Origin of the sequence: Methylophaga sp. OBS4 (assembly GCF_026319305.1) — a bacterium.
GTDB lineage: Bacteria > Pseudomonadota > Gammaproteobacteria > Nitrosococcales > Methylophagaceae > Methylophaga.
The window spans coordinates 48,029-69,089 of record NZ_JAPDMV010000014.1; the positions used below are offsets into that span (position 1 = coordinate 48,029).

Annotated in this window: 20 protein-coding genes; 15 read left to right on the forward strand and 5 right to left on the reverse strand. The window is 50.4% G+C overall.

What is annotated here, in order from left to right:
* The first annotated feature begins 2 nt into the window (after positions 1-2).
* From OMP95_RS06005 to OMP95_RS06025, 5 genes are all read left to right on the forward strand, one after another.
* Entirely contained in the window at positions 3-1,073 is a 1,071-nt protein-coding gene (locus OMP95_RS06005; RefSeq protein WP_266326974.1) for a protein-glutamate methylesterase/protein-glutamine glutaminase, read from the forward strand.
* A 70-nt stretch (positions 1,074-1,143) separates the two neighbouring features.
* A complete protein-coding gene (locus tag OMP95_RS06010; protein ID WP_266326976.1) occupies positions 1,144-2,307 on the forward strand; it encodes a methyl-accepting chemotaxis protein in 1,164 nt (387 codons plus the stop codon).
* Between the two features lie 89 nt (positions 2,308-2,396).
* Complete coding sequence (locus tag OMP95_RS06015; RefSeq protein WP_266326978.1) at positions 2,397-3,914, forward strand: flagellar hook-length control protein FliK; 1,518 nt, start codon at positions 2,397-2,399, stop codon at positions 3,912-3,914.
* Positions 3,915-3,954: 40 nt separating this feature from the next.
* Positions 3,955-5,148: a methyl-accepting chemotaxis protein gene (locus OMP95_RS06020; protein ID WP_266326980.1), complete on the forward strand. Its 1,194-nt coding sequence runs from the start codon at positions 3,955-3,957 to the stop codon at positions 5,146-5,148.
* Positions 5,149-5,386: 238 nt separating this feature from the next.
* The gene (locus OMP95_RS06025; protein ID WP_266326982.1) at positions 5,387-5,947 is read left to right on the forward strand and encodes an ATP-dependent zinc protease; all 561 of its coding nucleotides are present in this window, start codon (positions 5,387-5,389) and stop codon (positions 5,945-5,947) included.
* 60 nt (positions 5,948-6,007) lie between these two features.
* Here the strand turns inward: OMP95_RS06025 and pyrF are convergent, their stop codons facing one another.
* Positions 6,008-6,706 carry an orotidine-5'-phosphate decarboxylase gene (gene pyrF / locus OMP95_RS06030; protein WP_266326984.1) on the reverse strand — a complete coding sequence of 233 codons (699 nt, stop codon included), beginning with the start codon at positions 6,704-6,706 and terminating at the stop codon, positions 6,008-6,010.
* Between the two features lie 122 nt (positions 6,707-6,828).
* Here pyrF and tgt point away from each other — a divergent pair, with 122 nt between their 5' ends.
* The 4 genes from tgt (at position 6,829) to secF (ending at position 11,215) form a co-directional block, all read left to right on the forward strand.
* Entirely contained in the window at positions 6,829-7,929 is a 1,101-nt protein-coding gene (gene tgt, locus OMP95_RS06035; protein WP_266326986.1) for a tRNA guanosine(34) transglycosylase Tgt, read from the forward strand.
* An 85-nt stretch (positions 7,930-8,014) separates the two neighbouring features.
* Positions 8,015-8,347: a preprotein translocase subunit YajC gene (gene yajC, locus OMP95_RS06040; RefSeq protein WP_266327013.1), complete on the forward strand. Its 333-nt coding sequence runs from the start codon at positions 8,015-8,017 to the stop codon at positions 8,345-8,347.
* A 52-nt stretch (positions 8,348-8,399) separates the two neighbouring features.
* Positions 8,400-10,253 (forward strand): protein translocase subunit SecD, encoded by a 1,854-nt coding sequence (gene secD, locus OMP95_RS06045; RefSeq protein WP_266326988.1) that lies wholly within the window; start codon positions 8,400-8,402, stop codon positions 10,251-10,253.
* Between the two features lie 11 nt (positions 10,254-10,264).
* Positions 10,265-11,215, forward strand: a complete 951-nt coding sequence (gene secF / locus OMP95_RS06050) for a protein translocase subunit SecF (protein WP_266326990.1) — start codon at positions 10,265-10,267, stop codon at positions 11,213-11,215.
* A gap of 28 nt (positions 11,216-11,243) precedes the next feature.
* Here the strand turns inward: secF and OMP95_RS06055 are convergent, their stop codons facing one another.
* The gene (locus tag OMP95_RS06055) at positions 11,244-11,492 is read right to left on the reverse strand and encodes a hypothetical protein (RefSeq protein ID WP_266326992.1); all 249 of its coding nucleotides are present in this window, start codon (positions 11,490-11,492) and stop codon (positions 11,244-11,246) included.
* 287 nt (positions 11,493-11,779) lie between these two features.
* Between OMP95_RS06055 and OMP95_RS06060 the strand changes: the two genes are divergently transcribed.
* From OMP95_RS06060 to OMP95_RS06085, 6 genes are all read left to right on the forward strand, one after another.
* A complete protein-coding gene (locus OMP95_RS06060) occupies positions 11,780-12,577 on the forward strand; it encodes an ABC transporter substrate-binding protein (protein ID WP_266326994.1) in 798 nt (265 codons plus the stop codon).
* A gap of 27 nt (positions 12,578-12,604) precedes the next feature.
* On the forward strand, positions 12,605-13,558 hold the full coding sequence (locus OMP95_RS06065; protein ID WP_266326996.1) for a PQQ-dependent catabolism-associated beta-propeller protein: 954 nt from the start codon (positions 12,605-12,607) through the stop codon (positions 13,556-13,558).
* 123 nt (positions 13,559-13,681) lie between these two features.
* Positions 13,682-14,194: a hypothetical protein gene (locus OMP95_RS06070; protein ID WP_266326998.1), complete on the forward strand. Its 513-nt coding sequence runs from the start codon at positions 13,682-13,684 to the stop codon at positions 14,192-14,194.
* The gene (gene mpl, locus OMP95_RS06075; RefSeq protein WP_266327000.1) at positions 14,195-15,547 is read left to right on the forward strand and encodes a UDP-N-acetylmuramate:L-alanyl-gamma-D-glutamyl-meso-diaminopimelate ligase; all 1,353 of its coding nucleotides are present in this window, start codon (positions 14,195-14,197) and stop codon (positions 15,545-15,547) included.
* Entirely contained in the window at positions 15,544-16,152 is a 609-nt protein-coding gene (locus OMP95_RS06080; protein ID WP_266327002.1) for a UbiX family flavin prenyltransferase, read from the forward strand. The genes mpl and OMP95_RS06080 overlap by 4 nt, the downstream gene beginning before the upstream one ends.
* 71 nt (positions 16,153-16,223) lie before the next feature.
* Positions 16,224-17,894 (forward strand): formate--tetrahydrofolate ligase, encoded by a 1,671-nt coding sequence (locus OMP95_RS06085; protein ID WP_266327004.1) that lies wholly within the window; start codon positions 16,224-16,226, stop codon positions 17,892-17,894.
* Positions 17,895-17,927: 33 nt separating this feature from the next.
* On the opposite strand, the gene djlA is transcribed toward OMP95_RS06085, so the two are convergent.
* Genes djlA through OMP95_RS06100 form a run of 3 tightly spaced genes read right to left on the reverse strand, consistent with a single transcriptional unit; the run spans position 17,928 to position 21,005 of the window.
* Entirely contained in the window at positions 17,928-18,701 is a 774-nt protein-coding gene (djlA, locus tag OMP95_RS06090; RefSeq protein WP_266327006.1) for a co-chaperone DjlA, read from the reverse strand.
* 5 nt (positions 18,702-18,706) lie between these two features.
* Positions 18,707-20,374, reverse strand: coding sequence for a ubiquinone biosynthesis regulatory protein kinase UbiB (gene ubiB, locus OMP95_RS06095; protein ID WP_266327008.1), 1,668 nt, complete (start codon positions 20,372-20,374; stop codon positions 18,707-18,709).
* Positions 20,375-20,414: 40 nt separating this feature from the next.
* Positions 20,415-21,005 carry a ubiquinone biosynthesis accessory factor UbiJ gene (locus tag OMP95_RS06100; protein WP_266327010.1) on the reverse strand — a complete coding sequence of 197 codons (591 nt, stop codon included), beginning with the start codon at positions 21,003-21,005 and terminating at the stop codon, positions 20,415-20,417.
* Positions 21,006-21,061 lie beyond the last annotated feature (56 nt).

The following is a 21,061-nucleotide window of genomic DNA, read 5'->3' on the forward strand; positions in this document are numbered from 1 at the left end:
GCATGAAAAAGATTTCGGTTATTGTGGTTGATGATTCGGCGCTGATACGGCAGTTGCTGAGCGATATACTCAATGCCGATGCTGAAATTGAAGTGGTCGCGATAGCGGCCGATCCCTATCAGGCCCGTGAAAAAATAAAAATCTTTAATCCTGATGTATTGACGCTGGATGTGGAAATGCCCCGGATGGATGGTGTCACCTTCTTGCGCAATCTGATGCGGCTCAGACCGATGCCGGTGGTGATGGTATCGGCGCTGACTGAACACGGTGCCCAGGTTACTTTGGAAGCCCTGGAACTGGGGGCGTTTGATTTTGTAGCAAAACCCAAACTGGATTTGTCCCATACTTTTGCAGATTACGCCGAAGAAATCATCGCCAAAGTAAAAGCCGCCGCCGTAGTCAATGTAAGCGCATTGGAACGTAGGCCCGGTCCCGGAGCAGCAGAGAAATTGAGTGTAGAGACTGTATTGGCGCCACAAGCTGGAAAAGCGACCAGGCTTAAAATGACAGAAAAGGTGATTGCCATGGGCGCCTCAACCGGTGGTAGTGAAGCCATTAAACAAGTTTTGTGCGCGCTGCCTGCGGATGCGCCCGCTATTGTCATTACCCAACATATCCCTGTTGCTTTCAGTGCTGCATTTGCCAAACGCGTTGACGGGCTTGCGTCCATACAAGTCAGGCAGGCTGAGGAGGGTGAACAGATTTTACCCGGTCATGCTTATATTGCCCCGGGCGACCGGCATTTGCTGGTTGAGCGAAGCGGCGCTTGTTATTACTGCCGGCTCAATGACGGGCCGCCAGTATCGCGTCACAAACCTTCGGTGGATGTGTTGTTTCGTTCAGTGGCTCAACATGTCGGCCCCAATGCGGTCGGTATCATGCTTACCGGAATGGGAAGTGATGGTGCGCGGGGTATGCTGGAAATGCGACAGGCAGGTGCCTTTAACCTGGCTCAGGATGAAAAAACCAGCGTGGTATGGGGCATGCCGGGGGCGGCAATAAAAGCCGGTGCTACGGAAAAAGTTTTACCTTTGCAGGGAATAGCTGCGGAAATCATGGCGCTGAGCCGATAACTGGAACGGACGGGAACAAGCTTTAACTACACTGTCATGTGCTGATGGATTATGGCTGGGAAGACAATTTATGAATAAAAATGGAATATTTGCATGGGTTATTGCTGCTTTGGCTATGCTCGCCGCTTTGCTGATATCGGGATGGCCCAGTGCTTTGTTGGTTATGCTACCGGTGGTTATCTGGCATTTTCTTTTGCCGCTTGAGAACAAACCCGCTGATGTGCTGATTGCACAAGAGATTGATGCCGACGTGGCTGAAAAAGTGCAGGCACTGAGCAAGGAGACTGTCGGTAATCTTCAGTCGCAATTGAACAGTATCCGTGATGAAAATCAGCAGATCATGAATTTGATCCAGGGGGCTACAGCTCAACTCACTGATAGTTTTCAGGGGTTGAATGAACAAACTGAAATTGAAAACAAAATGCTGTGCAGCCTTATTGACCATGATGCAGGCGGGCAGAGCTTTTCCGATTTTATTGCGGAAACAGAATCCTTGCTCAACTTACTGATGGATACGCGGCTCAAAACTACTGACGACAGTGCCGCAGTTATGCAGAAACTGGAAAAGATGGATAAGAATGCCGATGGTGTGATTTCTTTGTTGGATGAGGTCAAGGAAATTGCCTTGCAGACCAATTCACTGGCATTAAATGCGGCGACTGAGGCGGGGCGTGCCGGTGAAGTCGGGGGTGGTTTTGCGGTAGTGGCTGATGAGGTCCGTAAACTGTCACAAAAATCTGATGCTTTCAGTGATGAAATCAGCCAGATAACCATGAATGTGAAAACGACACTCGAAGATGTGTCTCATGTCGTTAATGATGTGGTAACGGCCGATTCCGACCTGGTATTAAACAGCAAAACCAAAGTGGCGGCCATGACGGCGACCATGACTTATTTGAATCAGAAAACCGAAGGTGTGATCAGCGGCACCGCTGCCGTCAGTCAGCAGATATCGGTCTTGGTGAATCAGGCCGTGACCTCATTGCAATTTGAGGATATGTGTACGCAGCTCAGTCAGCAGATTCTGAAACGTCTCGAAGCGGTTGAAGATCTGACTCAGCTTATGTATCAGCTGCAGCAGGCACAAATAGAGCCTGATAATCTGGCACATTGTCGGACGCTGTTGAATACGGTGAATACTTCTGTCACCTCGCTTTGCCCCAAAATTCAATCGGTGCAGCACAAATCAGTCATGCAGCAGAATCTTGATAGCGGCGATATCGAGTTGTTCTGAACTGTATATGAAAATCTCTTTTGGCATACCGATTGCAGATTCTCCTGTGAAATATAACGGGTCATTGATGATCTTAAGCAGGAGGCACTATGCCACAACCAGTCACTATTCAGATCGACAGCCCTATGCCCGGCGCGGGCAGAAAACACCCTGCCCCTGCGGATAATGCGGCTGTAGAGACTTTTTCAACTCAGTTTGATAAACAATTGCAGTCTGCTGGCAATAAACCCGCTGAACAGTCTCAATCAGCCAAAGCTGAAAAAACGGGGCTACAGCCTGAAGCGGCAATGGTCGAAGAGACGGAAAAAACTGCAGCCGATGACGGCAAGAATTTGCCGCTGGCAGAGCAGCAAATCCAGTTCAGCCCAGAAGACGGTGTTGATACGGAAACGCATTCTGACAATGCCGCTGAGAATTCAGATGCTGAACAAGCTGCACAGTCAACTACGTTGGATAGTGACGACAACAAGACAGGGGTGGCAACCGGAGCTGAATTTGACCAGCCAAAAGGAAGCGCGCCTTCACTTACCGAGAAACCTGTCCGCGCTGAAGTCGAAGTCAGTCAGCAGGCCGTGGATCATGCCCGTGCCGCACCGGTGGCCATGACCGCCAGGATGCAACCCCGCATAGGAACAGAGGTCGCAGATAAAGCGCAGTCAGTACAGGCAAAGGATAGCCCGGCCCCGACAGTCGCTCAGCTTATTGAGGCTGATAAAGCCATCAGCGAAGAAAAACAGGCCGCTGTTTCCACCTCCCGTCCTGACGTAGTCGGTGAACTGGTGTCCGCCAAGACAGAGAAAAATGCTGTAGAAGCCGTGCTGCCGTTAAAAGCCGATAGCACAGAAACAAAAGTAGCGCAGAGCGTGAAAGCCGTTGAAAACAGTGATAATAAACCGCTGGCGCTCAGGGCCGATATTCTGGAAGCAATAAACCGGCAAAACAAGGGCGCTAAAGAGGTGCCGCTCAATTTACGAAACCTGATTGCCGCCAGAATCAATGAGCAGCAGCAACAAGAATCAGCCGCAGGCCGTCAACTAACACAAATGCTGGATAAACCACCGGAACGTACAGCTCCGGTTTTGACTTCGGCTTTCAGTTTGCCGACCACGGCCATGTCGCCTAACGCCACAAGCTCGGCTGCAGTTACGGCTGCCGCACCGCAGTCACCCAGCCTGCATATTCAGCCGAGTTTGCAGGATGCCGCCTGGTCCAAAGTAATGAGTAGTCGTGTGGTCTGGATGGCCAAAGAAGGTGTGCAACAAGCCGAATTGCGACTCACACCTGCCAATCTGGGCCCGGTTGAGGTCAGGTTGCATGTACAAAACGACCAGGCCAGTGTAACGTTTCTCGCCCAGCATGCAGCAACACGCGACGCTTTAGAGCAGGCCCTGCCCAGATTGCGTGACAGTTTTGCTGAAAGTGGACTTGAATTGGCGAATGCGGAAGTAGGTGAGCAGCAACATCATCAACAAGGTGATGAATCTGAACAAACACAATCTTCACATATTTTTGCTCAAGCCAGCGGTCAGGATGACGATATAGATAGGGAGATCGAAGAAGATCCTGATTCAGACCAGGTTTCGGTAGGCCTGAGTTTATATGCCTGAATCTGAACTATAACTACAAGCGTTATCCGGGAGAGCGGACGTGTTTAAATTAGAAAACTTCTCACTAAGAAAAAGAATGTATCTTGTGGCGGGCCTGGGTATTTTCGGGTTGGTGGCACTGGCATTACTGGAGTGGTACATGATGCGAGCCAGCATACCGCCGCAACAGCAGTTATACACTGTGCTGGGTTTTGTTGTCCTGGGTAGTGTGCTGATCATGTATATGGCCCATGTGATCGGTCGTTTTGGTGACAGAAGAGCCACCACGCTGGTGGAAGCGATTCAGAATATTAAAAAAGGTGATTTGTCACAAAAAGTGGTCATCCCGGGTAAGAGCGATTTCAGCTGGATGGCGTTTGAGCTGGACAGCGCCCGTAAAAATGTCGCCAATCTGGTTCATACCCTGGTAGGAGGCGTTTCTCAGCTCAACACTGCAACACAAAACATGGAAGGCATTAGCCGGGAAACGGTAGATGGTGTATTGAGGCAACAGTCAGAAACTACCCAGGTAGCGACAGCCATGAACGAAATGGCCGCTTCGGTGCAGGAAGTGGCCAGAACGGCATCCAATGCCGCTGAAGCTGCGCGTAATGCTGATAATGAAGCCAAGGCCGGCAAACAGGTTGTATTGGAAACGATGGAAGCGATTGATTCGCTGGCCAGTGAAGTGGAAAAAGCCGCTGAAACGTTAAGTAGTCTGGAAGCGGATATCGGTAACATCGGTGCAATAGTTGATGTTATCCGCGGTATCACCGAACAGACCAATCTATTGGCACTGAATGCGGCCATCGAAGCGGCCCGCGCCGGTGAGCACGGTCGTGGTTTTGCGGTGGTCGCAGATGAAGTACGAACGCTGGCGGCCCGCACCCAGTCCTCCACACACGAAATCGAAGAAATGGTGGAAAGACTGCAACAGGGCGCACAAGTGGCTGTGAAGGTCATGAACGAAAGTCGTGAACGTGCCCGCGACAGTGTGGATAAAGCGTCCAGCGCCGGTGCGGCTCTGGATACTATCACTGCCATGATTTCCACCATGGATGAAATGAGTGCTCAGATTTCCAGTGCGGCCAACGAGCAGTCCTCGGTCGCGGAAGATATCAACCGCGGTATCGTCAATATCAGTCAGGTTGCCGAGCACACCGCGGAAGGTGCCCGCGAATCTTCTGTCGCGGTGGAGACGCTGAGCAGCCTGTCATCACAATTGCAGGAAGCATCCGGCAAATTCAAAGTCTGATACGGTGATTATCGACACAATCAAAAAGCTTGCTGCATGCAGGCTTTTTTTGTTGATGAAAATAACCATAGATTGCACAATACAAAAAAGGTTTTTATTTAATTCAGGGATGGCTGTTAACGGGCGCGATGCGCAGACAAGCATTTCCCTGAAACAGGGCGCAGTGGTTTTAGCATCCGGAACTTGAAACAGAACATTCAAACTAACTCTACTAAGTGAACGTTAGCGAGAGAACTTGATGATTCGAAAACTGTTTAGCATATTTGGCATCGTGGCCTGGCTGGCAGGGTTTAGTCATGTAGCATTGGCTGAACAAGCCTATGGCTGGATAGAAAAGATCAAGGTGCAGCCATGGGGTGTTGAAGCCAAAGCGAAGCTGGATACCGGCGCCCTGACCTCATCCATGCATGCTGAAGATATTGAGCGCTTTGAACGCGATGGGGAAGACTGGGTCAGGTTTACCGTGGATCTTGGAGATAACGAAGTCGGTGAGCGCGTCAAGCAGCGTATAGAGCGCCCGCTGTTACGTGATTTCAGTGTCCGGGGGGCCGGCGGGCGCGACAAGCGTTCGGTTGTGCTGATGCAAGTGTGTATCGGTAACACGGTTTTTGAGGAGCAGTTCAGTTTGCGCAATCGCGACAATATGCTGTATCCGATTTTACTTGGACGTCGTACCATTCAGCATCTGGGGCCGGTGGATGTTACGCGTACCCATCTGATCAAGTCAGAATGTGGCAGTGACTCACCGATACTGAGCTACAACGAGCTGGAAAGCGGCGAGGGTATCGGCTTCAATTAGCAAAGCGTAACCAGTCAGAGATATAAAGGCCATCATGATGATGGCCTTTTTTATTGAGGCTTAACCGTTACTCAGACTGCTTTCAATCTCCAGCAGGGCCTGCATCGGATCGGCAGCAGCGGTAATCGGACGACCGATGACCAGAAAATGACTGCCGGCATCGAGGGCTTGTTTCGGTGTCATGGTGCGGTGCTGGTCACCGCGATCACTGCCGGCCGGACGAATGCCGGGTGTAATTAACTGGAAGTCTGCGCCCAATGCCAGACGCAAAGGCGTAGCTTCCTGTGCCGAGCAGACTACGCCATCAAGTCCGCTGTTTTTGGCAAGTTGTGCCAGCCTGACTACGGTATCGGTCATACTGCCGGAAAGACCAATCTGATCAAATGTTGCCTGGTCCATGCTGGTCAGCAGGGTGACACCAATCAGGATGGGGGAGTCTTCGCTGTCACCGACTGCCTGGCGTGCAGCCTGCATCATGGCAGCACCGCCGAGGGTATGCACATTAAGCATCCATACGCCCAGATCGGCCGCCGCCGCACAGGCGCGACCGACGGTGTGGGGAATATCGTGATATTTCAGATCCAGAAATACATCAAATCCGCGACCAATCAGGGCTTTGACCACATCAGGGCCGGAGCGGGTAAACAACTCCTTGCCCACCTTAACGCGGGCACGATCGGGGTCGATTTGATCGGCCAGTTTCAGTGCCGCCTCGGCATCGGCATAATCAAGGGCGACGATGATTTTCGGATCGGACATTCATGACTCCAGATTGGGTTAACAGGCGTGATCTTAGCGTAACGTCGGGGATAATGCGTCGTTTTCGCTGTTGTATCGCATAAAATGGTATCCTGTGCCACGTTTTTTGTGGAATGACATAAATGAAGTTTGATTTGCTTGCGCAGGACGGCCACGCCCGTCGCGGACGGCTGACATTCGATCGGGGCACGGTGGAAACACCGGCATTTATGCCGGTCGGGACCTATGGTTCGGTAAAATCAATGACGCCGGAAGAGGTCTCCGCCACCGGTGCTGAGATTATTCTGGGCAATACCTTTCATCTGATGCTGCGTCCCGGTATTGAGATTATCGCGGCACATGGCGATCTGCATGATTTCATGCGCTGGCAGGGGCCTATTCTGACCGATTCCGGCGGCTTTCAGGTATTCAGTCTCGGTGATTTGCGCAAGATTACCGAGCAAGGGGTGCATTTCCGTTCGCCGGTCAACGGCAATAAGGTCTTTCTCGGTCCGGAAGAGTCGATGGCGGTGCAGCGTGCTTTAGGCAGCGACATCGTGATGATCTTCGATGAGTGCACGCCGTATCCTGCCGATGAAAAAACCGCTGCTGAATCAATGCAATTATCTTTGCGCTGGGCCAAACGCAGTAAAGAAGCACACACGGAGAATAAGTCTGCCTTGTTTGGCATTGTACAGGGAGGCATGCACGAAGAATTGCGAGCTGAGTCGCTGGCGGGACTGACGGATATCGGTTTTGATGGTTATGCCATCGGTGGCTTGTCGGTGGGCGAACCGAAAGAAGATATGCTGCGCATACTGACTTATCTGGCTAGCCGTATACCGGCCGATAAACCGCATTACCTGATGGGGGTGGGGCGGCCGGAAGATTTGGTGGAAGCGGTGATGCTGGGTGTGGATATGTTTGACTGCGTGATGCCCACTCGTAATGCCCGCAACGGACATCTGTTTGTGCACCACGGCGTGATTAAAATCCGTAACAGCCGTTTTAAAAATGATACCGGGCCGCTGGATCCGCTGTGTGATTGCTATACCTGCCTAAATTACAGCCGTGCTTATCTGCATCATCTGGATCGCACCAGTGAAATGCTGGGGCCGCGACTTAATACGATTCATAACCTGCATTACTATCAAACGCTGATGCGCGGACTCAGACAGGCGATTGAAACCGCAACCCTGGCCGAGTTCCGCCAGGAATTTTACGCCTTGCGTGAAACGGACTGAACCTGATTACTGTCCATTGCTATCAAGAAAACGGATGGCTGTGGCATAATCGGTTTCTTTTTTCTCTTTGATTTGAGGATTTATGATGGATTTTTTCATTTCTCCTGCTTTTGCTGAAGCAGGTACTCAGGCAGCATCATCTCCCGGTTTGCTGGATTTTGCTTTTCCAATCATCTTGCTGGTGTTGTTCTATGTCATGTTGATCAGACCTCAGCAAAAACGCGCCAAAGAACACCGTGCCATGCAGGCTGCTTTGGCCAAAGGTGATGAAGTGGTCACTGACGGTGGTTTGATGGGCAAAATCCTTGAAATTACCGATAACGCCATCACGGTGCAGATTGCAGAAAATGTGGAAGTGAAGGTACGGCGTGAGTCAGTGAATGCGATTTTGCCTAAGGGTACGCTGAAAAAACTGTAATTGCGTCTCCTACCGTCGTGAGATGGCTTGAATTAGACCTCAGGAACTAGAAATGAACCGATATCCGTTATGGAAGAACCTACTGGTGCTGGCTGTTTTATTAATGGCCGGTGTGTATGCAATGCCGAACCTGTTCGGTGATGATCCGGCGGTTCAAGTATCGGCAGGTCGCGCTGCAACGATTGACCTGGCGCTGGTGAATGAGGCTGAAACGGCACTTAAAGAAGCGGGTATTGAGTATAAAGGCGTGGAGCTGGAAGACGGTCGCTTATTGATTCGACTGACTTCTGCTGACAGTCAGTTGAAAGCAAAAGAAGTCTTGAGCCAGACCTTGCCGGCTGATTACATTATCGCCCTCAACCTGGCAGCAACAACACCTGACTGGTTGGCGGCGTTGGGTGCTGAGCCGATGAATCTCGGTCTTGATTTACGGGGCGGGGTGCACTTTTTGATGGAAGTGGATATGGACGCTGCCGTCAAACAGGCATTGGAAGGTTATGCCAGTGATGTTCGGCTCACTTTGCGTGACGAGAAAATTCGCTACAAACAAATCAAGATTGATAAACAAAAGCTGATCGTTGTGTTCCGTAACGCAGAATCCCGTGATCAGGCCGAAACGCTTATCAGTCGCGATTATGATGCCCTTCAGGTTGCGGTACTGGACGACGAAACTGTTTCTGCTTTGCAAATGCAGCTAACGGAAGTCACGTTACGTGAGACCAAAACGTTAGCTTTGCAGCAGAATATTACCACCCTGCGTAATCGTATTAATGAATTGGGTGTGGCCGAGCCAACCGTTCAGCAACAGGGTGATAGCCGCATTGTGGTGCAGTTGCCGGGCGTGCAGGATACCGCGCAGGCCAAGAAAATTCTGGGTGCGACCGCCACCTTGGAATTCAGACTGGTCGATTTTGAACATGACGTTCAGGACGCGCTGAATGGCCGGGTGCCCGCCAACTCAGAATTATTCTATCACCGTGATGGCAGGCCTTATCTGCTTAATAAACGGGTGATGCTGACCGGTGAACATGTCATTAACGCCGCCTCTACATTGGATCCGCAATCCGGTTCACCGGCCGTATCGGTCACGCTGGACGGTAAAGGGGCACGTGCTTTCAGTAATGTCACCCGTGACAATATCGGCAATCCGATGGCGGTGGTATTTATCGAGTCCAAAACCGAAACCAAGGAAGTCGACGGCGAACTGGTTAAAGTACGCCGTCAGGTACCGGAGATCATTAATGTCGCGACTATTCGCGATCAGTTAAGCAAGAAATTCCAGATCACCGGACTGGACAGCACCACCGAAGCACGCGACCTGGCATTACTGTTACGTGCCGGTGCTTTGGCCGCACCCATTGAGATTGTGGAAGAACGGACCGTTGGCCCCAGCCTGGGGCAGGATAATATTGATCAGGGGTTTGCCTCGGTCATGATCGGGTTCGCTTTTGTTTTGGTATTCATGCTGGTCTGGTACCGCGTGTTTGGTTTTGTTGCCAATCTGGCACTGGCCAGTAATCTGGTATTTATTGTTGCTTTGTTGTCGATGCTGCAGGCGACACTGACCTTGCCGGGTATCGCCGGTATTGTGTTGACCGTGGGTATGGCGGTTGATGCTAATGTGCTGATATTCGAACGTATCCGCGAAGAGCTGCGTATCGGTAACAGTCCGCAGTCAAGCATTAATGCCGGTTACGGCAAAGCTTTCTCCACTATTGCCGATGCCAATATCACAACGTTGATCGCGGCTATCGTGTTATTCGGTTTTGGTACCGGTTCCATCAAGGGCTTTGCTGTGACGCTGTCTTTGGGCATTATCACCTCAATGTTTACAGCCATCATGGGCACACGCGCCGTGATTAATCTGATTTACGGTCGCCAGCACAAACCCAAGCTGTCAATTTAGGATAAGCAGACATGCAACTTTTAAGTAAAGAAACCCACTTCCAATTCATGTCCAAACGCCGTCTGGCGGCGTTTTTCTCTGTCATGTTGATTATGGTGTCGCTGTCATCGCTGTTTATGCAGGGATTGAATTTCGGTATCGATTTCACCGGCGGCACCATGATTGAACTGGGCTATCAGGATGAAGTTGATCTGAACCAGCTGCGCAGTGCGCTTGCACAGGGCGGTTATGCCGATGCGCTAGTGCAGAATTTTGGCTCGATTCATGATGTGCTGATTCGGCTGCCGGTGATTGAAACGCAGAATATGGCAGAGCTCAGCAACGAAGTCGTGTCGTTCTTGCAATCACAGACTGAGTCCAAGATTGATGTGCGCCGTGTAGAGTTTGTTGGCCCCCAGGTCGGCGAGGAGCTCACTGAGCAAGGTGGTCTTGCCATGCTTTATGCGCTGATTGGTATTCTGATTTATGTCTCACTGCGGTTTGAATATCGTTTTGCTATTGGTTCTGTCGTAGCGCTGATACATGACGTTATTATCACTCTGGGCTTCTTCTCGCTCACACGAATTGAATTTGACCTGACGGTGCTGGCGGCGATTCTGGCGATAATCGGTTACTCGCTTAACGATACCATTGTAGTATTTGACCGTATTCGAGAAACGTTTCTGCGTATGCGCAAAGGCTCTTCAGAAGAGATTATCAACAAAGCCCTTAATGACACATTAAGCCGTACCATGATGACATCGTTTACCACCATGCTAGTAGTCTTCGCTTTGTTCATGTTCGGTGGAGAGGTTATTCATGCGTTTTCCATCGCCTTACTGCTGGGGATTATTGTGGGTACTTACTCCTCTATTTATATTGCCAGTAATACCATATTGACTATGGGTGTCAGTAAGGAAGATTTATTACCGCCGCAAAAAGAAGACGGTGAAGAAGTGAACCCTGACGGTAGTCAGGTATAAAAAAAGCCCGGCTGAGCCGGGCTTTTTTTTAGTGGAATGATTGATCACAAAACCTTAATTCTTTACTGATGGTGTTGGTTTGCGGTGATCGTGTTCGGCGCTTTGAGTCCAGTGAGATTACTTTGGCGCGCTGGTCTCGTGCCTTGGCTTCCTGCGTTGTTTCGACACTGAGAATACGCAGCCCTTCATAATCGCTTTGAAAACTCATAAAGGTGGCGAATTCTTCCAATCCTTCCATAATATGTCGCAGTTCTAATTCTTGTGCTTTGTTTTTCATAGTCGAACTACCTGAAATCTTACTTTTACTATCGACCCGATATTGAAATTCTTGAGCTATATTTCACAGAATACAGAATAAAAACTGGTTCATTACAACCACTTATGGATGCCTGGCAGCAAACAGGAAAAACTCCCGAAGCATAAGAGACTGATTTACTGGCTTTATTGCAAGCAGCGTGAACTCTGCGGGTGAAGGATGCGCTACAAAATTGAGGAATTTTCTGATTTGTCAGTGTGGTAAAAGCTGTAAGGTACAACCATGATGAGAAGCAGATGGAGAGATTAATGACAAAAATGAAAAAACTGGGATTATTCATCTTATTTATCTGGCCGCAGCTTTTGTGGGCTAACGTGATTGAGGTCACCCTGCATTATGTGGGACCGACTGAAGGTCAGGTCTGGGCCGGTGTACAGCAAGGTTTGACTGAAGCTAACCTGCAAGGCGAATTTCTCGGCCAGACCTACACTGTCAAACCGGTTTCAGTTGAGGACCTGGAGCAACTGGATTCGGTAACGGCCATTTTGCTGGCGACCGATGCGGAGCAGGTGTTGGAAGTGGCTAATCAGCCGCAATTTGCCAATGTGCCGGTGTTTAACCTGACTTCTGCGGCTAATGAACTGCGTCAGGCCTGTTTGCCTAATTTATTGAATATACCCGTGAGCGAGCAAATGAAACAGGATGCCCTTAAGCAGTGGCAGGAGAAGAATCCTGATACCCTCGTGGTAGCGCAGGCCTGGCATGAAGATTTCGTTAAGTTTGCTGCCGCGCAGCTCAATATCCGCTTCACGCGCAATCATCAAACCAAGATGGATGATAATGCCTGGGCAGGCTGGGCCGCAGTGAAAATGTTATCTGATACGGTGGCCAGAACCCAAAATCCGCAAGCGGCTGTCATGCTGGATTTTTTGAAAAATAAACTGGCTTTTGACGGGCAAAAGGGAGATGAGGCCACTTTTCGTGATACCGGTCAGCTGCGCCAGATTGTTTTGTTAGTCGACCAGGATAATAATATCGTCGCCGAAGCGCCGTTGAGAGGTGTGAAGGGCGGTCTCGATAGCCTGGGTCTGACTACCTGTAAATAAAAATAACGGAGTTTAAGGATAGAGATTATGAGATTAAAACATTTATTACTGACTTTCCTGATTGTAGCCAGTACATCAGTACTGGCCGATGCGACGAACCGTGTGTTTGTCTCCAATGAAAAAGACGACACGGTGAGCGTGATTAATATTCAAACCGGTAAGGTGGAAAACACGATTAACGTGGGTAAACGCCCCCGCGGTATCGGCCTGTCTCCTGATCAGAAACTGCTATACGTCGCAATCAGTGATGAAGATGCTATTGCTGTCGTCGATGTGCAAACGCTGGAAGTGATTAAAAAACTGGAAGCCGGTGATGATCCGGAAACCTTTGATGTTCATCCTGACGGCAATATTTATCTGTCTAATGAAGACGATGCTAAAGCTACGGTTATCGACACCAAAACCGGTGAGATCATTGAGGAAATCAAGGTTGGCCTGGAACCGGAAGGCGTGGCGGTATCACCTGATGGCAGTCTGGCCCTGGTGACCAGTGAGTCGACCAATATGGTGCATGTTATTGATACGGCTAAACATCAAGTTATTGCTAATATTCTGGTAGCGGCCCGTCCACGCGGACTGGCGTTCAGCAGTGATGGTTCTTTGGCTTATGCCAGCAGTGAGGTAGGTAACGAAGTCACTATTATCGATACCAAAACCCATTCTATTATCAAAGAAGCAGCTATTGATGTGCCGAACTCCAAACCGATGGCTATCGCGGTCAGTCCGGATGACAAAACCATTTATATCACCACCGGCCGTGGTAATTCAGTAGCAGTAATGGACGCGAAAACACTGGAGCTGAAAGCTAATGTACCGGTAGGCAAGCGTGTCTGGGGGCTGGATATCAGCCGTGATGGTTCAACGATATATACGGCTGATGGTGTCAGTGGCACAGTTTCCGTAGTGGATACTGCGACCAACAAAACCATCAAAACCATTGAGGTCGGCAGTTTCCCATGGGGTGTGGTTATCGACGACTGATTGATATCCAATATCCGATTACTATAAACCCGGCAGTGGTGACACGGCCGGGTTTTTTATTGCAGGATAGAAAATGTTGATTAAATACTTTGTTCAGCCGTTTTGACACGTTATTATGCCTGCATGATATTACTGCAGCGTTTCTTCCAGATATGCCTGTTTCGTGCGGGCCCTGCCGATGTTCCGGCCTCCCACTGGTTTTTCAAACTGGTTTTATTGATTTACTTCACTATTGGTGTGTTGGTCAGTCATATTGATTATGACTGGCAGATCAGCCTGATTGCCAGTTTTACCGATACGCTGTTGTTGGTAGCTGCCTGCTGGTTATTGTTATCGATTCGTGGCTTGATGGGCCGGTACACCCAGACCGTAACTGCAATGGCCGGTGCCGGTAGTGTGATTGCAGTTATCGGTATGCCGGTATTATGGCTGTTCCGCCAGGTTGAACCACAAGGTCAAATCACCAGTCTGGTTTTACTGCTGGTAATGGTGGTGGTGTTCTGGAGTTTATTGGTCACCGCCCATATTTTTCGTAAGGCGCTGGATGTCAGTGCCGGCATAGCAGCAGCGATTACTGTTGCTTACACCATAGTCTCATTGATCGTTGTCGGCCTTAGCATGTCGGGAGTTGCGTAAATGCATATTCATATTCTGGGCATCTGCGGCACTTTTATGGGGGGGCTGGCTTTGCTGGCCCGTCAGCTTGGCATGACTGTAAGCGGCTCCGATGCTAACGTCTATCCGCCGATGAGTGCGCAATTGGCCGCAGCGGGTATTGATGTCTCGGAGGGGTATCTACCCGAGCATATGCAACCACGGCCTGATCTGGTGGTAATGGGCAATGCCATGACGCGTGGCAATCCGGCGGTGGAATATGTACTCAATCAGGGACTGCCCTATATTTCCGGACCGCAATGGCTGGCGCAACAAGTATTGCAGGGAAGATGGGTGCTGGCCGTGGCAGGCACACACGGTAAAACTACCACCAGCAGTTTACTGGCCTGGATCTTGGAGCATGCCGGCATGGCACCCGGTTTTCTGATTGGTGGGGTACCCGATAATTTCGGAGAAACAGCAAGACTGGGCGATACCCCATTTTTTGTGATTGAGGCCGATGAATACGATACGGCTTTTTTTGATAAACGTTCCAAGTTTGTGCACTATTTGCCGCGCACATTGGTTATCAATAATCTTGAATTTGACCATGCGGATATCTTTGACGATCTGGCGGCCATTCAAAAACAGTTTCATCATCTGGTCAGAACCGTGCCCGGTGAAGGGTTGATTATCGCGCCGGAAGAGAAGGTGATTGAGCAAGTACTGGCCATGGGTTGCTGGACACCACGCCAAACGTTAGGCAGTGGGGACAGTGACTGGCGGGCCGAACTGCTTACAGCCGACGGCAGTGAATTTAAGGTCATGCACCAGCAGCAACAAGCCACGGTGAACTGGTCGATGCTCGGCCAGCATAATGTGAACAATGCCCTGGCAGCCATAGCAGCGGCGCATCATGTCGGTGTAACGCTGGAACATGCCTGTGAAGCTTTGTCGGCTTTTGCGGGTGTAAAAAGGCGGCTGGAGCTCAGAGGTGAAGTGAATAATATCCGTGTCTACGATGACTTTGCCCATCATCCGACAGCTATTGCCACCACGATTGCCGGTTTGCGGGCCCGCATTGGCAATCAAAAACTGGTTGCCGTGCTTGAGCCACGTTCCAATACGATGAAAATGGGCGTGCATCAGGATGCTTTGGCGCAATCACTGTTTCAGGCGGATCGTGTGTTGTTGTTTCAGGATGACGGTTTGCAATGGTCATTAAAACAAGTGACAGAGGAATTGGGCGAACGGGCAACCGTGTTTGATTCCATTGAAGGCATTGTTAATACCTTGCGAAATGAAGCCAGGCAAGGTGATCAGATTCTGGTCATGAGTAACGGCGGCTTTGGTGGCATACATCAGCGTATTCTTGATGCCCTGGGGCAGCAATGACCGATAATAAACAAATCGCACTGGCGATAACCGGCGCATCCGGCGCGCCTTATGCACAACGGCTGCTTGAAGTCTTGCTTGGCAATGGCATGACGGTGCATTTAATGGTGTCGGCAGCCGGTAGAATCGTGCTGGCCGATGAACTGAACTGGAAGTTGCCGGCGAGGGTGGGGGATATCCAGACTATGCTGGTCGATCAGTACCGGTGTGAGCCTGAACAGCTGCAGGTGTACGGTGAACAACAGTGGTCATCCCCGCTGGCCAGCGGTTCTCATTGTGTGCCGACGATGATTGTCTGCCCCTGTACTATGGGCAGCTTATCTGCGATTGCCTGTGGCAGCAGCGATAATCTTATCAATCGCGCTGCGGATGTGATGCTCAAGGAAAACCGCAGATTAATCCTGGTACCCAGAGAAGCCCCGTTTTCCGTGATTCATTTGGAAAACATGCTCAAACTTGCCAGGCTAGGCGTGTGTATATTGCCACCTAACCCCGGTTTTTATTTTAATCCGACCCAACTCAGCCAGATCATTGATTTTGTAGTGGCGCGTATTCTCGATCAGGCTGCTGTGCCACATCAACTGGTGCCCCGCTGGGGCGAATAAAGTCGATCGGCAGTTAATTTTGCCAAGTCGAGTATAATGCACCGGTAATTCAGCAGTCGTTCGGGAAAAACATGTCAGATATCGAAATTGCACAACAAGCGAAGATGCAGGAAATTTCTATACTTGCAGAACAACGCTTGGGGCTTGCCCCGCATCAACTCGACTCTTATGGCCGTTTTAAGGCAAAAGTCTCTCTGGATGTGATGGATGACATGGCTGATCGGCCTGATGGTAAATTGATTCTGGTGACGGCAATCAGTCCAACCCCCGCCGGTGAAGGCAAAACCACTACCACTATCGGCCTCAGTGATGCCTTGAACCGTATCGGTAAAAAATCCATGGTCTGTGTCCGTGAACCGTCGATGGGACCCTGCTTCGGCCTTAAAGGCGGCGCGGCGGGCGGCGGCTACGCTCAGGTTGTGCCGATGGAAGATATCAACCTGCACTTCACCGGTGACCTCCACGCCATTGCTTCAGCCCATAATCTGCTGGCAGCGATGATCGATAACCATATTCATCATGGCAATGACATGCAGCTTGATGCACGCCGTATCATGTGGCAGCGCGTGGTTGATATGAATGATCGGGCTTTGCGCGAGATTGTTGTCGGCATGGGGGGAACTGCTAACGGTTATCTGCGGCAGGATCGCTTTGATATTGTGGTGGCATCCGAGGTCATGGCGATTTTCTGCCTGTCCAATTCGCTGAAAGAGTTAAAACAACGTTTGGGCGATATTCTGATTGGCTATTCAACCGATGGGACGCCGCATTATGCCCGAGAGCTTAATGCCCATGGAGCGATGGCCGCTTTGTTGAAAGAAGCCATCAAGCCTAATCTGGTACAGACGCTGGAAAATAATCCTGCTTTTGTTCACGGCGGTCCTTTTGCCAATATCGCCCATGGTTGCAACTCGGTGATTGCCACCAAAATGGCGCTCAAGCTCAGTGACTATGTGGTGACGGAAGCCGGTTTCGGCGCGGATCTGGGCGCTGAAAAATTTATTAATATTAAATGCCGCAAGGCAGGCATCAAGCCGGATATGGCGGTGGTGGTGGCAACAGTCAAGGCACTGAAATACCACGGGGGGGCCGAATTAAAAGATTTGGCCCAAGAGGACTTGGCCGCATTGCAACAGGGGTTGGCGAATCTGCAGCGTCATTTGCATAATCTGCAAACCGAGTTTGGTTTACGCTGTGTGGTTGCTATCAATCATTTTGTTCAGGATAGTGATAGCGAAATCGAGATGATTCAAGCTGCGGTCACAGAAATGGGCGCAGAAGCTATTCTGGCCAGACATTGGGCGCAAGGCGGCGCCGGTGCTGAGTCACTGGCAGAAAAAGTAGTCGCCATGCTGGAACAGCCAGCCAACCCTTGCCAGTTCCTGTATGAAGATGATATGCCGTTATGGGATAAGATTGGACAGGTGGCTAAACGACTTTATGGCGCGGCCAATGTGGTGGCTGATAACAAGGTGATGGATAAAATTGCCCGAATCAGCCAGCAGCACAATTTTATCCCGGTGTGCATGGCGAAAACCCCGTATTCATTCAGCAGTGATCAGAGCTTACGCGGTGCGCCGTCGAATCATACCTTGGCAGTGCGCGATGTCCGTCTGTCTCATGGCGCCGGTTTTCTGGTGGTGTTATGCGGTGATGTGATGACTATGCCCGGGTTGCCTAAACGGCCGGCCGCCGAGCGTATCGATATTGACGATAACGGCGCGATCAGCGGGTTGTTTTAGGCGTCTGATATTAATGGTGGCTGATAATAAGAGTCAGTTACCGCGGTGCTTTTTAATCAGATCGTAAGCCAGTTGGATTTCTTTGGTCTGTTCGGTGGCGACAGCAATCATATCTTCCGGCACCCCCTGGCCCATTAGTTTATCCGGGTGATACTGGCTCATCAGCTTGCGATAAGCGCGTTTGATTTCCTGATCACTGCTGTCGGCAGACACGCCCAGCGCTTTATAGGCATCTTGCAAGGCGCTTTTGGTATCGGCCCGCGGCTGGGAGAAATGGGCCTGGCCGAGCACCATATCCAGAATGCGATTGAATTCTGCAGGACTGTATCCCAACTGAATGGATACTTGCTCAAGGATCGAACGTTCAGACGGATCCAGTTTGCCGTCAGCCAAAGCCATCACGGTCAGATAAACCAGCAGTACTTGTCTCAGATTGAGGGTATGGCCACAGTGTTGTTTGAACCGGGTGAGGGTCTCAGTGATATCAAAGTCCGGACTGGCCCCCCGTTTGAACTGGCTGATGGCAGCCTGACGATGTTCGGCAGTCATGCCCAGTTTTCTGATAAAGGCTTCGACATGATCGATTTCGTCTTGGGATATACGCCCGTCAGCTTTGGCCAGCTTGCCTTTGAGGACAAATAAGGTTTCCAGGAATACAGCCTGGCGTTGCGTAGCGGTCAGCGGATTGACGCCGCCGACCCCGAAGGCCCGCGCGCGATCGATGATGCTGCCGATAAACAATCCCAGCAAGCCGCCGATGATTCCCGACATATAAAAGCCTATGATGAGGCCTATCCACTTAAACATAACAATTATTTTTTGTTTGAAAGACTAAAATAAAGTAAGGCCAGTCCCCAGATACCGAATACCCAGCTCAGAATGGGTAAACCGGCCAGCATGGTCGGCGCATAACCGTCGAGACCTTTGATGACTGCAGCGCCAATCAGGAATGCCGCGCCACTGGTTGCCGCCGCGCCGCGATAGCTGGCATTGCGGATGTCCTGTTGCAGCTGTTTGATATCGTGCGAGGATAACTGCATATGCAGTTTGCCTTCCTGCGCTTTTTTACTGAGGTCATGCAGCATGCGCGGCATTTCGGGTAGCGTTTCCGCCCAGTGCGGTGCTTCCTGTTGCAAGGTTTTCAGGGCTGCTTTCCAGCCCAGTTTTTCCTTCATCCAGTTTTCCAAGATGGGTTTGGCGCTTTGCCACAAATCCAGATCCGGATACAGTTCGCGCCCCAAGCCTTCAATGTTGAGCAGGGTCTTTTGCAGTAAAACCAGTTGTGGCTGCACTTCCATATTAAAGCGGCGGGCGGTTTGAAACAGTCTTAATAACAGCTGACCGAATGAAATATCTTTCAGTGGTCTGGCAAAAATGGGTTCGCAGACACTGCGAATGGCGCCTTCAAATTCATCCAGCCGGGTATTGGCAGGCACCCAGCCTGACTGGATATGTAGTTCGGCCACCCGCCGATAATCATGATTGAAAAAGGCGAGAAAGTTTTCGGCCAGATAACGCTGATCTTCCGGTGACAAGGTGCCCATAATGCCGAAATCAACGGCGATATAACGCGGGTTTTCCGGATCGGTAATATCCACCATGATATTGCCCGGGTGCATATCCGCATGGAAAAAACTGTGTTTGAAAACCTGAGTAAAAAAGATTTCGACGCCGATTTCGGCCAGCCGCGCCAGATTCACCTGTTTGGCTTTCAGCGCATTGATATCACTGATAGGCGTGCCGTAGATGCGTTCCTGAACCAGCAGATTGGTCTTGGTCAGGTTCCAGTAAACTTTCGGCACATACAGCAGGTTGGTGCTGTTGAAGTTGCGTTGTAACTGCGAAGCCGATGCCGCTTCACGCAGCATGTCCAGCTCATCGAACAGGTTTTTTTCCAGTTCAGCGACAATTTCGAGGGGGCGCAGCCGTTTGCCTTCCGACCAATAACGTTCAGCAAAGGACGCTAAGGTATATAAGAGCTCAATATCACGACGAATCAACGGTTCGATGCCGGGACGCACCAGCTTGATAACGACTTTTTCACCATCGATCAGGGTGGCGGCATGTACCTGGGCAATAGAAGCCGAGGCCATGGGTTCCGGTTCGACATAGGCAAAGATATGATTGAGCGGTTCGTTGCCATAAGCTTTTTCGATGAGCTCACGCGCTTGTTCGGCCGGGAACGGGGCGACCTGATCCTGCAGTTTGGCCAGTGAGTCGGCAATATCAGCTGGCAGCAGATCTCTGCGTGTCGATAATATCTGGCCGATTTTGACAAAAATCGGCCCCAGATCCTGAAAAGCCAGACGCAGTCTTTCGCCACGCGGCAGATCAGCCTGTTTACGCCAGCGATTGGGTGACAGAAAACTGATATAACGTAAAGGTCTCAGCAGATGAATGGCTTTAATAACCTCGTCGAGACGGTGTTTGGCAAGCACATGATTGATTTGTATCAGTCGCGTCAACTGACTGGCCTTCATCAAGGACTCCTTAATAGGGTGATAATCAGAATGCAACCAGTCACGATTTATTATCCAGACGGTGAATCCGGGCTTCCAGCCGGTCACAATCAGCCCGCAGCTCGTCAATCGCTTTCATGTAATCATCGATTTGAGATTTATCAGGCAGCAGACGGGCTTCTTCACGCAGGTATTCAGCGGTGGTCTGTTGCAAAGATTGTGCTGAAGCTTGCAACCAGGAAAAACTTTTTTTCAAACCATGTGCCAGTGGTTGGGCAATCACATCTCCGGTGATTCTGGCCAGCTGCTGTTCCCAGTCAAAATCAAAACCATCGAGCACGTCGCGCAGTTGCTTGGCAAACTGGACATCACCGTGAATATGAATATCTGCCGAAAACAGATTATCGGGATGCTGGCCCAGTTTCAGCAGTGAGAAGGCGGTGCCGCTAATCAGCAAATCGGTGTTTTCTTCATCACTGTGGCTCAGTTGTATCGATTGTTGATGAAAGCAGACATGCACAAACTGGTGCAGATCTTCGATATTGACCACAATGCTGCGCTGTTCGAATGCCTGTAACCGCTCACAGGTATCAGGATCCTGTCTCAGTGCGGCGTTGACAGCCAATTCGATGGGTTTGAGCAGCTTCGACATGATGGTCAGTACTTATAACCGCGGTGCAGGGCGACAATACCTGCAGACATGTTGTG

Bases quoted from the DNA above. Each gene is read 5' to 3' on its own strand.
- OMP95_RS06005 (WP_266326974.1), top strand. From the start codon at position 3: ATGAAAAAGATTTCGGTTATTGTGGTTGATGATTCGGCGCTGATACGG.
- OMP95_RS06010 (WP_266326976.1), top strand. From the start codon at position 1,144: ATGAATAAAAATGGAATATTTGCATGGGTTATTGCTGCTTTGGCTATG.
- OMP95_RS06015 (WP_266326978.1), top strand. From the start codon at position 2,397: ATGCCACAACCAGTCACTATTCAGATCGACAGCCCTATGCCCGGCGCG.
- OMP95_RS06025 (WP_266326982.1), top strand. From the start codon at position 5,387: ATGATTCGAAAACTGTTTAGCATATTTGGCATCGTGGCCTGGCTGGCA.
- pyrF (WP_266326984.1), bottom strand. From the start codon at position 6,706: ATGTCCGATCCGAAAATCATCGTCGCCCTTGATTATGCCGATGCCGAG.
- tgt (WP_266326986.1), top strand. From the start codon at position 6,829: ATGAAGTTTGATTTGCTTGCGCAGGACGGCCACGCCCGTCGCGGACGG.
- yajC (WP_266327013.1), top strand. From the start codon at position 8,015: ATGGATTTTTTCATTTCTCCTGCTTTTGCTGAAGCAGGTACTCAGGCA.
- secD (WP_266326988.1), top strand. From the start codon at position 8,400: ATGAACCGATATCCGTTATGGAAGAACCTACTGGTGCTGGCTGTTTTA.
- secF (WP_266326990.1), top strand. From the start codon at position 10,265: ATGCAACTTTTAAGTAAAGAAACCCACTTCCAATTCATGTCCAAACGC.
- OMP95_RS06055 (WP_266326992.1), bottom strand. From the start codon at position 11,492: ATGAAAAACAAAGCACAAGAATTAGAACTGCGACATATTATGGAAGGA.
- OMP95_RS06060 (WP_266326994.1), top strand. From the start codon at position 11,780: ATGACAAAAATGAAAAAACTGGGATTATTCATCTTATTTATCTGGCCG.
- OMP95_RS06065 (WP_266326996.1), top strand. From the start codon at position 12,605: ATGAGATTAAAACATTTATTACTGACTTTCCTGATTGTAGCCAGTACA.
- OMP95_RS06070 (WP_266326998.1), top strand. From the start codon at position 13,682: ATGATATTACTGCAGCGTTTCTTCCAGATATGCCTGTTTCGTGCGGGC.
- mpl (WP_266327000.1), top strand. From the start codon at position 14,195: ATGCATATTCATATTCTGGGCATCTGCGGCACTTTTATGGGGGGGCTG.
- OMP95_RS06080 (WP_266327002.1), top strand. From the start codon at position 15,544: ATGACCGATAATAAACAAATCGCACTGGCGATAACCGGCGCATCCGGC.
- OMP95_RS06085 (WP_266327004.1), top strand. From the start codon at position 16,224: ATGTCAGATATCGAAATTGCACAACAAGCGAAGATGCAGGAAATTTCT.
- djlA (WP_266327006.1), bottom strand. From the start codon at position 18,701: ATGTTTAAGTGGATAGGCCTCATCATAGGCTTTTATATGTCGGGAATC.
- ubiB (WP_266327008.1), bottom strand. From the start codon at position 20,374: ATGAAGGCCAGTCAGTTGACGCGACTGATACAAATCAATCATGTGCTT.
- OMP95_RS06100 (WP_266327010.1), bottom strand. From the start codon at position 21,005: ATGTCGAAGCTGCTCAAACCCATCGAATTGGCTGTCAACGCCGCACTG.